At 38.9% G+C, this 14,101-nt stretch carries 12 protein-coding genes; 2 read left to right on the forward strand and 10 right to left on the reverse strand.

Annotated features, from left to right (window positions below; genetic code table 11):
* Window positions 1–7: 7 nt before the first annotated feature.
* The 6 genes from CSV69_RS10120 to CSV69_RS10145 all read right to left on the reverse strand — a co-directional run bounded on the left by CSV69_RS10120 (window position 8) and on the right by CSV69_RS10145 (window position 7,331).
* Window positions 8–1,741, reverse strand: a complete 1,734-nt coding sequence (locus CSV69_RS10120; RefSeq protein WP_099693334.1) for a phospho-sugar mutase — start codon at window positions 1,739–1,741, stop codon at window positions 8–10.
* A 36-nt stretch (window positions 1,742–1,777) separates the two neighbouring features.
* Entirely contained in the window at window positions 1,778–3,121 is a 1,344-nt protein-coding gene (locus tag CSV69_RS10125; RefSeq protein WP_099693335.1) for a glucose-6-phosphate isomerase, read from the reverse strand.
* Between the two features lie 27 nt (window positions 3,122–3,148).
* The gene (locus CSV69_RS10130) at window positions 3,149–4,981 is read right to left on the reverse strand and encodes a polysaccharide biosynthesis protein (protein WP_099693336.1); all 1,833 of its coding nucleotides are present in this window, start codon (window positions 4,979–4,981) and stop codon (window positions 3,149–3,151) included.
* A gap of 81 nt (window positions 4,982–5,062) precedes the next feature.
* On the reverse strand, window positions 5,063–5,830 hold the full coding sequence (locus CSV69_RS10135) for a tyrosine-protein phosphatase (protein WP_099693337.1): 768 nt from the start codon (window positions 5,828–5,830) through the stop codon (window positions 5,063–5,065).
* Between the two features lie 57 nt (window positions 5,831–5,887).
* The gene (locus tag CSV69_RS10140) at window positions 5,888–6,592 is read right to left on the reverse strand and encodes a CpsD/CapB family tyrosine-protein kinase (protein WP_099693376.1); all 705 of its coding nucleotides are present in this window, start codon (window positions 6,590–6,592) and stop codon (window positions 5,888–5,890) included.
* Complete coding sequence (locus CSV69_RS10145; protein WP_099693338.1) at window positions 6,585–7,331, reverse strand: YveK family protein; 747 nt, start codon at window positions 7,329–7,331, stop codon at window positions 6,585–6,587. Before CSV69_RS10145 ends, CSV69_RS10140 begins: the two co-directional genes overlap by 8 nt.
* Window positions 7,332–7,451: 120 nt before the next feature.
* On the opposite strand from CSV69_RS10145, the gene CSV69_RS10150 reads away from it, so the two are divergent.
* The gene (locus tag CSV69_RS10150) at window positions 7,452–7,937 is read left to right on the forward strand and encodes a VanZ family protein (RefSeq protein ID WP_099693339.1); all 486 of its coding nucleotides are present in this window, start codon (window positions 7,452–7,454) and stop codon (window positions 7,935–7,937) included.
* A 32-nt stretch (window positions 7,938–7,969) separates the two neighbouring features.
* Here the strand turns inward: CSV69_RS10150 and CSV69_RS10155 are convergent, their stop codons facing one another.
* The 4 genes from CSV69_RS10155 to CSV69_RS10170 all read right to left on the reverse strand — a co-directional run bounded on the left by CSV69_RS10155 (window position 7,970) and on the right by CSV69_RS10170 (window position 11,856).
* Entirely contained in the window at window positions 7,970–8,824 is an 855-nt protein-coding gene (locus CSV69_RS10155) for a hypothetical protein (RefSeq protein WP_099693340.1), read from the reverse strand.
* A gap of 153 nt (window positions 8,825–8,977) precedes the next feature.
* Window positions 8,978–10,168 carry an S-layer homology domain-containing protein gene (locus CSV69_RS10160; RefSeq protein WP_158232648.1) on the reverse strand — a complete coding sequence of 397 codons (1,191 nt, stop codon included), beginning with the start codon at window positions 10,166–10,168 and terminating at the stop codon, window positions 8,978–8,980.
* A gap of 132 nt (window positions 10,169–10,300) precedes the next feature.
* Window positions 10,301–11,170 (reverse strand): hypothetical protein, encoded by an 870-nt coding sequence (locus CSV69_RS10165; protein WP_233192363.1) that lies wholly within the window; start codon window positions 11,168–11,170, stop codon window positions 10,301–10,303.
* Window positions 11,171–11,487: 317 nt separating this feature from the next.
* The gene (locus CSV69_RS10170; protein ID WP_099693343.1) at window positions 11,488–11,856 is read right to left on the reverse strand and encodes a hypothetical protein; all 369 of its coding nucleotides are present in this window, start codon (window positions 11,854–11,856) and stop codon (window positions 11,488–11,490) included.
* A 466-nt stretch (window positions 11,857–12,322) separates the two neighbouring features.
* Here CSV69_RS10170 and CSV69_RS10175 point away from each other — a divergent pair, with 466 nt between their 5' ends.
* The gene (locus CSV69_RS10175; protein WP_099693344.1) at window positions 12,323–14,095 is read left to right on the forward strand and encodes a hypothetical protein; all 1,773 of its coding nucleotides are present in this window, start codon (window positions 12,323–12,325) and stop codon (window positions 14,093–14,095) included.
* Window positions 14,096–14,101: the final 6 nt, after the last annotated feature.

The raw sequence follows: 14,101 nt of genomic DNA on the forward strand, positions 1-14,101 counted from the left end.
CTCACCCTTATACTTTTTGTAGTATTTCTGTATTCACCATGTTCAAGACTGAATCACTAATCATCTGTAAGTTCTCTGTCGCTTCTTGTTCACTCTGACCTTTTGTCGCAAAATAGAATTTACATTTCGGTTCAGTACCTGAAGGACGAATCACGAGCCAAGAATCGTTTTCTAGTGTATATTTCAGTACATTGGATGTTGGTAAATCAATCTTTGTTTTCATTCCCGTACTGCAATCTATTGCTTCAGAGCTTTGATAGTCTTCTATTCGCTGGATGTTGATATTACTTATGTTAGTTGGGACAGTGTTACGGAACGAATCCATAATATTAGTGATTTGCCCTGCACCATTTTTCCCTTCTAACGTGATAGAAACAGTTTGTTCCTTATAGTAACCATACTCTTCATAGATTTCCTGTAACACTTGATAAATGGTTTTCCCTCTAGCTTTATATACAGCAGCTATCTCCGCCATAAAAACGGCTGTTTGAATAGCATCTTTATCACGTACGAAATCGCCAATTAGATAGCCGTAGCTTTCCTCAAAACCAAAGAGGAATGAACGCTCTTTTGACTTTTCGTAGTCATGAATTTTCTCCGCGATAAATTTAAATCCAGTTAATACATTCACTGTTTCTATATGATACTTGGAAGTCATAGCACTCACTATATCGGTAGATACGATAGTTTTCATGACCGTACTATTACGTGGTAGCTCTCCAGCCTTCAGTTTTTCTTCAAGTAAGTAATTCAGAATGACTGTACCAATTTGGTTACCCGTCAACAGTTTGAATTGTTGCTGTTCATCACGTACTGCCACCCCAAGTCGATCTGCATCTGGGTCAGTAGCTAGTAGTAGATCCGCTCCATCTTCTTCACCATATTGAATAGCTAGCTCAAAGGCTCCTGCTTCCTCAGGATTGGGACTTTTTACAGTAGAAAAGTTTGGATCAGGCTGTTCTTGTTCTTTTACATATTGCACATTGTCAAAGCCAAACGATTCGAATGCTTGTTGCATAGGTTTACTCGCTGTTCCATGAAGGGCTGTGAATACAATCGAAACGTCGTTTACTTCTTTATTGATTCGAATTGTTTGTAATTCTTTTATGTAAGCTTGATTCACTGCATCACCAATGTATACGAGTAGCCCTTGTGATTGTAACTGTTTTGTATTTACTGTATCTTGTATCAGATCGGAACCTGACTTCTCTATATATTCAATAATGACATCTGCTGCTTCAGGTGGTAATTGTGCGCCATCTTCACCATATACTTTCAAGCCATTATACTCCGGTGGATTATGACTTGCCGTAATCATCACGCCTGCAAATGCCTGCAAGTGACGAACTGCAAATGATAGCAGTGGTGTAGGTCGAAGTGCGTCAAACAGATACGCTGTTACTCCTTGCCCGCCAATTACCTTTGCCATTTCAAGCGCAAATTCTTCAGATAGGTGACGTGAATCATAAGAAATCACTACTCCACGCTTCATAGCGGACTTTCCTTGTTTCGCAACGTACTGAGCAAGTCCAAGAGCCACTTTACGCACCGTGTAAATGTTTAACCGATTCGTTCCAGGACCCATTACACCACGCATACCGCCTGTACCAAACTCTAAATCTTTATAGAAGCAATCCTCTGCCTGTTGCTCATTCTGTAGCAACTCTGTAAGTTCCAGCTTCATAGGATCTTCATCTGTAAGCTGTGCCAGCCACTCTTGTGCTTTTATTTTCCATTGCATGTTTTTCAGGTCCCTTCACTTAAGTTAATTAGTGTTTTATGAATCTACACGTACTTTATGGTCTTGCTCATATCCTGGCTTGTCCAATAACTTGAACATATTGGTTTTATATAATTCGACACCTGGTTGGTCGAATGGATTCACTCCGAATAGATAAGAGCTCATTGCACAGGATTTTTCAAAGAAATAGACAAGATAGCCAAATGTATAGGCATCGATTGCAGGGATTTCAAATACTAATCCCGGAACCTCGCCTTCAATATGTGCGTCTAGTGCTCCTTCGAAAGCTTTCTTGTTGACTTCATCTACTGTCTTCCCTGCCAAGTAATTCAATCCGTCGATATTGTCTTCATCGCTTTCGATTAAAATATCATACTTTGGCTTTTCAACTGTGATGATTGTTTCAAATAGATTGCGTTGTCCTTCTTGTATATACTGACCGAAGGAATGCAAGTCTGTTGAGAAGTTCGCGGATGCTGGGAATATCCCACGACGATCCTTCCCTTCACTTTCACCGAATAGCTGCTTCCACCATTCCGCAAGAAAATGGAGTCCAGGTTCGTACGTAACGAACATCTCGATTGCCATACCTTTTTGGAAGAGGATATTGCGTATGACAGCATATTGATACGCTGCGTTTAAGTCGAGTTGTGGTTCAGTGAGCTCACGCTGTGCCTGTAGCGCACCCGCCATGATGTCTTTTATATCGATACCGCTTGCTGCAATCGGTAATAGACCAACTGCTGTTAGTACTGAATAGCGTCCCCCGATATCATCTGGAATAGAGAAGGTTTCGTATCCTTCCTTATCTGCCATTTCTTTTAACGCACCTGTTTGATTATCGGTAGTAACGTAAACACGCCCTCGAGCTTGCTCTTTACCATATCGCTCTTCAAGTAGCTTACGGAAAATACGGAATGCGATGGCAGGTTCAGTTGTCGTCCCCGATTTCGAGATGATATTAATTGAAAAGTCTTTGTCGTTTAGCATGTCTAGTACATGAGAGATATAGGTAGAGCTCAAATTATGTCCGACAAACAAGATTTGTGGTGCATTTCTTTTTTCATTCGACATCATATTGTAGAAACTATGCTGCAACATTTCAATCGCAGCACGTGCACCAAGATACGAACCGCCGATACCGATTACTACCAATATCTCACTAGTCTCTTTAATCTTTTCAGCTGTACGTACAATACGCTCGAACTCTTTACGATCATAGTTCTCGGGTAAATCGAGCCATCCTAGATAGTCTTTATGCTCGCTATCCCCGCTATGCATTTGCTCGTGGATTGATTCTACCGTCTGCTCTAGAAAAGATACTTTGTAATTACCAAAATACTGACTCGCTTTTGAAAAATCGAATTTGATATGCGTCAAGACCTAACCTCCCATCCTGTAAGATTTTCATAATGCTTCTGCCTCCCTCACCGGCGCCTCCACAAACTTCCGATTCGCCAACCCAACAAGTGTCTCTTTCAACTCTTCATTATTCATACCAGGCAACTTATCCAGTACATACAGCTGCTCCGTCTCCGATATCGGCGTAGCCTTCCCAATATAAATCTTCGGGAATACATGCTCACTCTGTCGTTCATTTTCATTCAACAACTCTTCAAATAGCTTCTCCCCTGGACGAATACCAGAGTACTTAATTTCAATTTCATCTTCTTCATAACCAGAAAGCTTGATCAGATTCTTCGCTAAATCAACAATCTTTACCGGTTCACCCATATCGAGAACAAACACTTCCCCACCTTGCGCAAGTGTACCTGCTTGAATAACTAAGCGTGACGCTTCGGGAATCGTCATGAAGTATCTTGTCATTTCTGGATCGGTAATCGTGATCGGTCCGCCTTTAGCAATTTGTTGCTTGAATAACGGTACTACACTGCCTCGTGAACCTAAGACGTTGCCGAATCGTACGGCTGCGAATTTGGTATCACTGTCTTTCGCTAAATTTTGCACAATCATTTCAGCGAAGCGCTTTGTCGCACCCATTATGTTCGGTGGGTTCACTGCTTTGTCAGTCGATACGAGAACGAAGTGGGAGACGCCAAAGAATCTAGCCGCTTCTGCCACGTTTTTTGTACCGAAGATATTATTTTTCACGGCTTCCATTGGATTGCTTTCCATAAGCGGTACGTGTTTATGTGCGGCCGCGTGATAGATGACATCCGGTTTAAGTTCACCTATAAGGTCAAATATACGTGTACGGTCTTGCACATCTGCGATCACTGGATATATTTCTGTGTTAGATGAAACCTTTTGACGCAGTTCCATGTCTATAGTATAGATCGAGTTTTCACCATGACCGAGTAGTATCACTCTCTTCGGTCGGAACTCTATGACTTGTCTACAAATTTCAGAACCTATTGAACCGCCAGCACCTGTGATGAGAATCGTTTTACCCGTCAACTTTTTTACGATAGCATGCATATCGAGTTGTACTTCGTCACGCCCGAGTAGATCTTCAATCTTCACATCTTGCATATCTTTAACGGACACTCTTCCTGTCATCAAGTCTTCGATGCGTGGAATGGTTTGCGTTTTGACACCTGTATCGACACAACGCTTCATTAGCTCTCTCATTTGCTGTTTCCCCATAGAGGGAATGGCGATGACGATTTTATCTATATGGTGCATGTCCACAAGTTGCTGGATATTTTCTGTGCCTTTATAGACACGTATACCATAAATTTCGAGACCCTGCTTCATTTTGTCGTCATCTACAAAAACGACAGGTTTCATGCCGTATTCTGGATTGCTTAGGATTTGTCTTGCGATCATCGTGCCTGCTTGTCCGGCACCTAGAATCATTGTGCGATTCATCACGATGCTTTTATCTTTCACTACTACATCACGGACTAGACGCCAAGATAGACGGGATCCACCTATGAGTAGAACGTGCAGCATCCATGTGATGGCCAATGCGCGTACGTAGACATCTTGTGTAAGGGTGAATTGTACAGCTGCTACGATGAAAATCGTAAATGTAACAGCTTTAACAATAGACTTCAATTCTCCAATAGATGCATAGGACCATGCTTTTCGATACAGTCCGTAATACCAGGCAAAGAAGTGATGCGCAATTTGTATCGTAATGGCGCTAATTAGCAGCATTTTATTAAAGATAATCGAAGTGAATGGATGAAGCATGAAATACCCAATATAAATCGATAATAAGACGATAATAGAATCAGCTACAATCAGCATGCTCATTCGTTTACGAACAGTCAAAGGAGCCACTCCTTTCAAGTTACGTTTCTATTACATATAAACTAGTTATTTTAGATTATTAGCTCATACCATACTAACAACCTATCCAATTAATTGCCACCATTTTCTAGTAACTGGAATCTCCGGCTCATAGATAGTTAGTAATTTATTGTGAATGATTTGTTGATTATTTAGCAGCAACATATCCACCGTCTCCATATCCATCTTCTTCCCCAACACTTCTAAGCCTTTATTGAATAAGAATGGACGGTTATCAGTATTATGTGCATCCGATCCATATGTATGGATTAAGTTCGCTTCTATTAGCTGTAGTGAAAGCTTCTGTACGTTTTTGCCGAAGTGACCTGCAAGACTACCTGCCGTCACTTGTGCCAACGCACCGTGGCGTACTAGCCGCTCCAATCGCTCAGGCTTCTCAGCTATACCCTTATTGCGTTCAGGGTGTGCAATGATCGGCACGATACCTTCTTCAAGCAGTGACTGTATAATTTTCACTGTATAGGCTGGTACATGTTGTGTAGGCAACTCCAATAGTAAGTATCGAGAGTTTGCTAGTGTTAATACTTCTTTATTCAACAAATTCTGGATGATATGTTCGTGGATTCGCACTTCTTGACCCGTGGATAGGGTGAGGTCGATTTCTGCGGCCTTGATAATGTCCCCAATCATTCGAACCTGGCTTTCTACTTCTTTCACAGGTACGTGGTACTGTGGGCTATAGGCATGCGGTGTAACGACTAGATGGGTAATTCCTTCTGACGCAGCCTCTTCTACCATGCGCATCGTTCCTTCCATTGTTTCCGGTCCATCATCGACACCGAACAATAGATGGCTATGTATATCAATCATGTATGTCCTCCTAGCACATTACTTAATGTAAGAAAAGTGAAAAGGCACAGGGCCCTTTCACTCATCATTTCCATAATACTGATAATAGTAATGGTCTTTTTGTAGTATGAAGTTATTTAAGATTGTTCCTAGAATATTTGCTTGTGAAGAGATCAGTGCTTCTTTTGCCTTTAGCACACTTTCTTTTTCTGTTGTTCCTGCATTCAGTACGAGAATAGTACCTTCTGCTTTATTCGATAGGATTTGTGCGTCCGTTACGGATAGTACAGGTGGCGCATCAAATATTAACAGGTCATACTTCTCTTTGAGTTTTTCTATTAATGTATCCATAGTCTTAGAGCCTAATAATTCTGCAGGATTCGGTGGTATGGGTCCACTAGTAATCAGATCCAATCCTTCTATGTCCGTCTGCTGGATAATATCGTCTATCTCCCATTGACGGGTCAATAGATTGGATAGCCCAGTCGCATTCATTCTGGAAAATGTATAGTGCGTTGTCGGTTTCCGCATATCCGCATCAATCAACAGGACTTTCTTTCCTTCTTGTGCGAATACTACCGCTGTATTTGCAGATGCAGTAGACTTCCCTTCACCTGGTGTTGCGGAAGTGAATAAGAGGGTCTTTAGATCGTGATCCGGCATAGAGAAATTTATATTCGTCCGAATGGTACGAAATTGCTCTGACACCACGGATTTCGGAGTGGTTTCTGTAACTAATTTACGTGCAACAGATTGTTTCGGTTGCTTTTTCTTTTTAAACATGGGCTTTTTTGACATGAGCTTTTGATCCTTTCTGTTGCGCATCATTCGCTACGGGATCGTCTTTATCGGAAATCGGGCTAACTAGACCCAATACAGGCAAACCTAGCAACTCTTCAATATCCTGTTCCGTTTTGACCGTCGTGTCCAAGTATTCAAGTAAAAATGCAATTCCTACGCCAACCATGAGACCGATTACTGCGGCAATCGCAATGTTTAGTTGCTTATTCGGCTTCACTGGTTTCGGATCTTCGACGTAGATTGCTGGCGATAGTATATTGACATTATCCACATTCATTAAGTTTACGATTTCTTTTTGGAATACTTCTGCTGTTGTATTCGCAATATCCACCGCTTTGTGAGGTTCTGGATCTTGCACGGTTAAATTAACAACTTGTGAGTTTTGCTCACTATTTACCGTAAGTTGCGCGTTAAGTGCAGCTGGTGTTATGTCCAAGTCTAAGTTTTTAATAACTTGATCTAAGATAACCGGAGTTTTGATGATGGCATTATATGTATTGATAAGCTGTAAGTTCGTTTGAATATCTTGAGAGGTAAATTGCTGTTGTTCTACATATTGTTGAGTCACCAAAATCTGTGTAGAAGATTGATAGATTGGTGTCAAAAAGAAATAGCTGATAATTACAGCTATTACTGCCGCAGCTATTGTAGTTCCTATGATTAAACCTAGTCGTTTCTTTAACGTAGTAAATAACTCCTGTAAACTAATCGTTTCTTCCATATTTTAAAATTTCTCCTTTTCGCCAAACTTGCTTTTATTATAGCATAGATACATATCGAAAAATATCGATTTTCCAATTAAATAGAGTTATTCGATTTTAATTTATGGTACAATCGACACATGAGAAAATTCTTCGCACTTTTAATTGTTATCGGTATTACAGGCAGTTTATTTATTTCATCTAGTCAAACATACGAACAACAGTCACTAATTCCTACACTGGAAAACTTACTCCCAAGCAAACCGTTTGAAGACGAACTTTCAAAATTGTCAATTCCTTACTGGGATTCTACTATTTCAGTTGAAGAACGAGGATACTATCTCTTTATCGAATTCTTATTGCGCAAGAGTGCACATTTCGTTCTGTTCGGTTTACTTGCAGCGGTAATCTTTTTATCATTGCCTTCGCGTTTCCCAAGATTTATAACGGCGTTTTCCATCACATTACTTATTGCCGGTGCTGACGAAACACATCAATACTTCACTGGCGGTAGGACAGCTACTATTCGGGATGTCATCTTGGATATGTCTGGCGCATTATTTTTCTTGTTACTTGCACAGTCAGTGTCTTTGATTAGATCACGTAAAAAAGAACGACTATTCTAAAGAGTCTCCTTTAGAATAGTCGTTCTTTCTATTTATCTCCCCATTGCTTTGCTTAAAATACTATCACGACGCGCTTTCTTTTGGGACGCATATTCATCGCGAATGCTTTGCGAATACGATTTATCATAACCATTCGCTTGCAAATCTTTTTCAAGCGAGCTTACTACACCATTGAACACTGCATCTGTCTGCGCTTCTAAACCTTCTGCTGCTGACATGTACTTATTATAGAAGTACGCATAGTTAATACTCTCGCCATTTGCTTTTTTCGTAGTATATTCATTTTTGGCACGACTAATCAATGAATTGATCTTGCCATCAACTTGTCCTTGTAGATTGTTGACAGTTGGTTCATATTTCTGTTTGATCGATGCAACGGAATCCTTTTTGCCCGGCTTACCTGTACCTGTGTTACCCGTTGCAGGTTTCGCAGCGGTTGGATTTTTTGTAGTCTGTTTGTCGCCTGTTGGTTTAGATGAATCAGATTGATCAGTAGGTGCTGTCGCTGCCCCTTTTGCAGAAGGCTGACTTACTCCATCTTTAGCTTTATCAGTTGCTGTTGCGTTGCCGTTAGTAGTATCTGATAACGCTGTTTTATTATTTGATTCATTTGACGATGATACACCGGCCGTTTGCTGATTTTCAGACTTTTTACCATCGCTAGTTTGGGCTTGTTCTTTCGTTTCACTATCGCTTGACTCTTCTTCATCGAGTACGAGTTTCGTTCCATTCGGCAATATAATGTCATATGGGTTGTCCAGGATTTCTTCGACTTCTTTATCGGCCACTTCATACTCTTTGAACTGGAAAACGTATAAGAGATAGCCGCCACCTACAACGATTAGTGCTACTATTGCAAGTAAAAATATTTTTAGTTTCTTTTTCATAGATTTCTCCTTTTTATATCGTCCTTATCTAATTTTAACAGAATAAGAAAAACATAGATACTGATTATAAAAAATCATAATGTACCTTGTGATGTACATAAAAAGCCTCCTCTTCATTCAGAGAAGGTAAATTACTTATAATATAGTATAATGTTAGAATTTAAAATCGTACGTACTATTAAATCGCTTGGAGTCAATTGAGCCAATCACATTCACTTTAATCGTTTTATCTCTCAAGATTCCAATAGTTGTATCTCCAGACATACCCAACTTCGATAGCGCTTTATTCAAGATTGTTTCAAAGTCTTGACTGTGATCTACATTGTTCTCGGTAAGGGTAATTGTTTGCCCATCAAAAATAACTGAAATTTTTACAGTATCTATTTTAGTGTTGACTTTGAATGCATCATATATAGGCTTTGCTGCGACAGAAAAGTCGTTTATTGTACTTGTAGGTTTCTTAATGTTCACCTTAAAAGTGTTTCCTGACAATGTGATGCCAATTGCATCAGTTGAAGCACTTCCTTTGGCTAACATATCTACAATACTCACATGTAATAGTTGATCACCAGTTTGCTCAACAGGTGGTGTTGGATTTGTTGGCTGATCGGGAACTTCCGGTGTCTCTGGCTTATCACCAGGAACGTTAGGAATAACAGGTTTATCTTCAGGCACCTCAGGAGTCTCTGGCTTCGTTTTATTTAAAGCCATTTCTGTACGAACTACAAACGTTGACATTTGACCGCGCGTCACCAAACCATTCGGCTCAAATGTCGTATTTGTAGTTCCTGTAGTAATCTCTTTATTCAATAAAGCTGCCACATAACCAGCATAAGCATCACTTGGGTTCACATCAGCAAACCGATTAGCGACCAATTCTTCCTCTTTCAATCCAAAACCTAGCGTAAGGATTTTAGCCATTTGAGAACGTGTCAAATTATTATTAGGTTTAAACGTTTTCACACCTTTTTCTTCATATCCTTTAATATAGCCCGCTTGTGCAAGTGCTGCGATTGGACCGTAATACGGTGTTCCTTTCTTAACATCAGCAAATCCAGGATCTTTAACATTTTGTGTATCCAAGTCCAGCACATGAGCAAGAATCTTAGCTGACTGCGCACGAGTTACAGACTGATTCGGACGATATGTACCGTCGTCATAGCCCTTTACAACGTCGCGAGTCGCCAATTCAAGTACTGGCTCGTAATAGTGAACACCTGGCTTAACATCTGTAAAACTTACTGCCGCGTTTGTAGCTAAAGGAACAGCTACTACGAATGCACCAGCTGCTACCGTTGTGGCTAATGTTGCTTTAAATAGTTTGTGTGATGATTTTGATTTCATTTTAAAACCCCCGTCTAGTTTAATAGCCTTATCCAAAATTAAGTTTAGCATAATTTATTTTAGTTTAGATATAATAATGAAAATGGCTCTTCATCTTTTGATGGAGAGCCAGTTACACTACACAATTTAAGATTATTGAATATTGAAATCCAATGTATATTCAGTATTATTTATAGTTTTATCACCAATAACTCCGCCAATTACAATCGTGAATTTTTTTCCATTAAACGACTGTAGATTAGTTTGTTCTGTAACGCCAGCAGCGGCGAACGCCTTTTCCTTTAAGTCCGCTAAACTAGCATACGTAATGTATGATTCACCAGCATTTGGCGTTCTCTTTATAGTAGAACCTTTATAAGTTACTTCGACGTAGTTTACTTTTAAATTGCCTTCAAGCTTGTTAAATATTCTCTGCTCAATACTGTTAAGATCGGATAACGTCTTATTTGGATCGGTGATTCCTACAGTGAACTGTTTAGATGTTTTATTAAAGTCGATGTTTAGCCATTCGTTTACAGGATTATTAGTCTCTGATCTAATTTCGTCCAAAATAGATGTGACAGTATTATCAAATACTTGATTACCTGTCAGCACCGGTGTTCCACCACCACCCGGAGGAGTCGGTTCTTCAGGATCCGGATTAATAATTACCCCACCAGCAGTAAATTCAACATCAAGTTCTTTTTCTACTTCTTCAACTGTTTGAATTGCATCGTTTACTTCTGCATCAGTTTTTGCTGTTAAGATTGAAGTAGCTTTTATTACATTACCTTCTTCATTAACATAGTAGAAGTTCGGGTTTGTTAAAATAGCTAACTTTTCTTCATTACTTGCAAAAAGTAAACTATCAGCCGATATTACTTCTCCAGTTTTAACATCATAAAAACCAGCTGGTAATTGATCTTGCTCTGCTGCTATACTCGCAACAGGTGTTAAGGCAGATATTGAAAGTGCTGCCATCATGGAAATCTTCATGCTTTTCTTCATCTTGTTACCTCCCATATTCTAATTAAATAGTCAGCATAGAAATAAGAGACGTTAATCTCCCATTTATTAATCTAACAATCTATTACCCTCATTATACATAATAAGTACTATACTTTCACCATTTATAAAGATAAACGGACTATATTTCTAAAATATACAGACTATGTCATCTTTTAATAGAGAAACCTCATAAAGCCAAGTTTAAGAAGCACTTGGATTTTATGAGGTTGTATTTTGCTTTTTTCAGTAATATAAGATTCTTTGATTTTGTTCCAACTTCATTCGGTTAGGAACTTTCTATTCAACTGTTAGCAGAATAACGCATACATCATTTAATCAATAGATAGAACTGAAAATGTCGATGGCTCTTGAACCTTCCCCTGTGCGTCGATCTTCACATTAAACTTATCCTCTAATTCGGCTTGAGTTGTCAGCTTACTCATCACTTCTTTATCTGTCGACAACAAAATATCTGATGATTTAATTGCAGATCCTTCTAAAATCAAATAATAGTTCCCAGTTAACAAAGCTACTTTTTGTTGTAAGTTACTGTATAAGAATTTATTTACTGGAACGTAAGGTTCCCCCTCTTCCAACAAGTAAAATCCATCAGGTGCTGGTGTAGTAGCCGCTTGCGTAGTAGTTGCAAGTGGAAGTGCCATAACAAATGTGAAAACAAGTAAAAAAATAATCTTTTTCAATGAAATATCCTCCTATGTATACATATTGTAATCTATTATACCTGTAACACGAAGACCGTTACAATAGTTTGCTAGAATTAATTGTCATTCTTTTGAATACTTTCATAAATATCTTTGCTTCACATTCTTTTTCTTGTTCTTTTGGTAGGATCGGTACAGTTATGAATGATTTGTAATAAATAAATTTCAGATCCGAATAAAACCGGTCCTTTTCTACTGTCTATACTTGATTTTAATTTGAAATTCTCCACTACATAGCACTACGTTGTACGTATAGCAAAACAACAAATTTATTATACTTTAATATAAGTCCAAAAGTCTATTAATCCTATCTACCCTAGTAGGCACTATATCTCTAATTTTACATATTGTTAAATAAGGTAGAATTTCATAGAGTTATAGTTTACTATGTCTTTAACACAAATAATTTGACTATTAAAACAACAAAAAACAGGAGGAATGTCTCATGAAGAAGAAAGCTCTGATTACCACTGCATCTATATTCGCTTTATCTGCCCTTACACCCGCAGTAAGCGCTGCTGTGGAAGACACGGTAAAATACGAGGATGCGCAAGTAGGATTTTATAATGTGAAAACTGGAAAGGTTTTGTCGTCAGACTCCTTCGTTTACTTGTCAACGTCTGAAAAAGTTCAAGTCTTAACCGATCAATTCTTTTACTTTGCTGATGGCCAAGGCGGAGCCATTCAAGCAGTTCATCTTTTGGAAGCCGAAACGGATGAGATTATGATTAGTAAGATAGTAAAGCAGATGAATGTTGAAAATGAATTTAACGTAAGATTAACTGCAGACGGTAGAGTAGTATTCCTTTCCAAAGAGGATGTTTCTAATTCTTTACAAGATGCCATCGATAAGACAAATGCACAACTTGATCAACTGACTGCTGAACAGAAAAAAGCTGTAGAAGCGGCTATTAAAGAAGCGGAAGCATTATTAAAAGATGTAAATGCGAGCATTGATGATTTAAATAATGCTCTGAAAAAGTTAGAAGATGCTATCAATGGAGAAAATACTGCGGATCCTTCAGTGAAAGCTGCACAAGATGCAGTCAAACTTGCACAGCAAACAAAGAAAAAAGAGGATATTGAGAGGGCCAAACAGCTTGTCAGTGAATTAGAAGATGGAGCGATTAAAGATGAATTACAAAATATCTTAAATGGACTCTTTGGCCCAACTATTGATTTATCCAGTTTAGATGACTTAATTAAAGAAGCGCAGAACCTAGTTTCTAATGCTGCTCATCAGTATACATTCGAATCAATCAAGTCTCTAGAACTTGCAATTCAAAAAGCTAAGATTGTTCGTCAACAATATGATGGTAAAGATATAACAACTGAAGCACAACAAGTTATTGCACGGGAAACACAAGATTTGCAGACCGTTATAGATCAGCTAGTAAAAGCCGAGGAGCTAACGTTCACTCCTACAGAGCAAACAAAGAAAAATGCTCCACTATTTCTAGATCCAGTAGTCACTGATTTAGAAGACAAACAAAAAAATTCAGGCGGCGTTTTGGGACTTGATATCGGAGTGCTTGAACTTGGATTACTTTCCGCATCTCAAATTAGCCAAGTTAGTCCAAACAATCGATTTCATATAGATGTGGAAAAAGGTACAACCTTAGACGCCACCTCTTCTGTTGCTATTCACACAATTCTCGGTGGACATGCATTCCAAGTTTTCGTTATGAAGCAAAATGAGGCAGGCGATTATATCAACGTCGACACATATGAAGGATCTAGCGGCGGAGCATTAGGTATTACAGTTCCCACCAAAATTGATATGAAAACTTTAGAAGAGGGATCTTACGAAATCATCCTTTCTGTCAAAGAAGGTCTTTCTCTAGTACAAGTAATCCCTTTCAAATTAATAAATTTGGTTAAAAAAGACTTTAACCAAGTGGCCACTGAAGACTCACGAGTTTCCGGCAATGTACTGCTCGGACAAAATCTAGGACAAGATGACAATCTAATTGTTACAAATATCCGAGAGAAAAGTGCAGGAACAAGCGAAAACATAGGCATTAACGGTACTTTAATTCAAGGGAAATACGGCGAATTACAAATCAATAAAAATGGAACTTACAACTACATGCCGATTTCAGATCGCGACATTGTTGGCAAAGTCGAGTTGTTCGAATTCACTATGAAAGATACTGTGGATAATAGAACAGCTAAGGGTACACTTGAGATTAAGTTAGGTGAGGTGGTTGGGGAATAAGATTAA

Source organism: Sporosarcina sp. P26b, assembly GCF_002743245.1.
GTDB lineage: Bacteria > Bacillota > Bacilli > Bacillales_A > Planococcaceae > Sporosarcina > Sporosarcina ureae_C.

Bases quoted from the DNA above. Each gene is read 5' to 3' on its own strand.
- CSV69_RS10120 (WP_099693334.1), bottom strand. From the start codon at position 1,741: ATGCAATGGAAAATAAAAGCACAAGAGTGGCTGGCACAGCTTACAGAT.
- CSV69_RS10135 (WP_099693337.1), bottom strand. From the start codon at position 5,830: ATGATTGATATACATAGCCATCTATTGTTCGGTGTCGATGATGGACCG.
- CSV69_RS10140 (WP_099693376.1), bottom strand. From the start codon at position 6,592: ATGTTTAAAAAGAAAAAGCAACCGAAACAATCTGTTGCACGTAAATTA.
- CSV69_RS10145 (WP_099693338.1), bottom strand. From the start codon at position 7,331: ATGGAAGAAACGATTAGTTTACAGGAGTTATTTACTACGTTAAAGAAA.
- CSV69_RS10150 (WP_099693339.1), top strand. From the start codon at position 7,452: ATGAGAAAATTCTTCGCACTTTTAATTGTTATCGGTATTACAGGCAGT.
- CSV69_RS10155 (WP_099693340.1), bottom strand. From the start codon at position 8,824: ATGAAAAAGAAACTAAAAATATTTTTACTTGCAATAGTAGCACTAATC.
- CSV69_RS10160 (WP_158232648.1), bottom strand. From the start codon at position 10,168: ATGAAATCAAAATCATCACACAAACTATTTAAAGCAACATTAGCCACA.
- CSV69_RS10165 (WP_233192363.1), bottom strand. From the start codon at position 11,170: ATGGGAGGTAACAAGATGAAGAAAAGCATGAAGATTTCCATGATGGCA.
- CSV69_RS10175 (WP_099693344.1), top strand. From the start codon at position 12,323: ATGAAGAAGAAAGCTCTGATTACCACTGCATCTATATTCGCTTTATCT.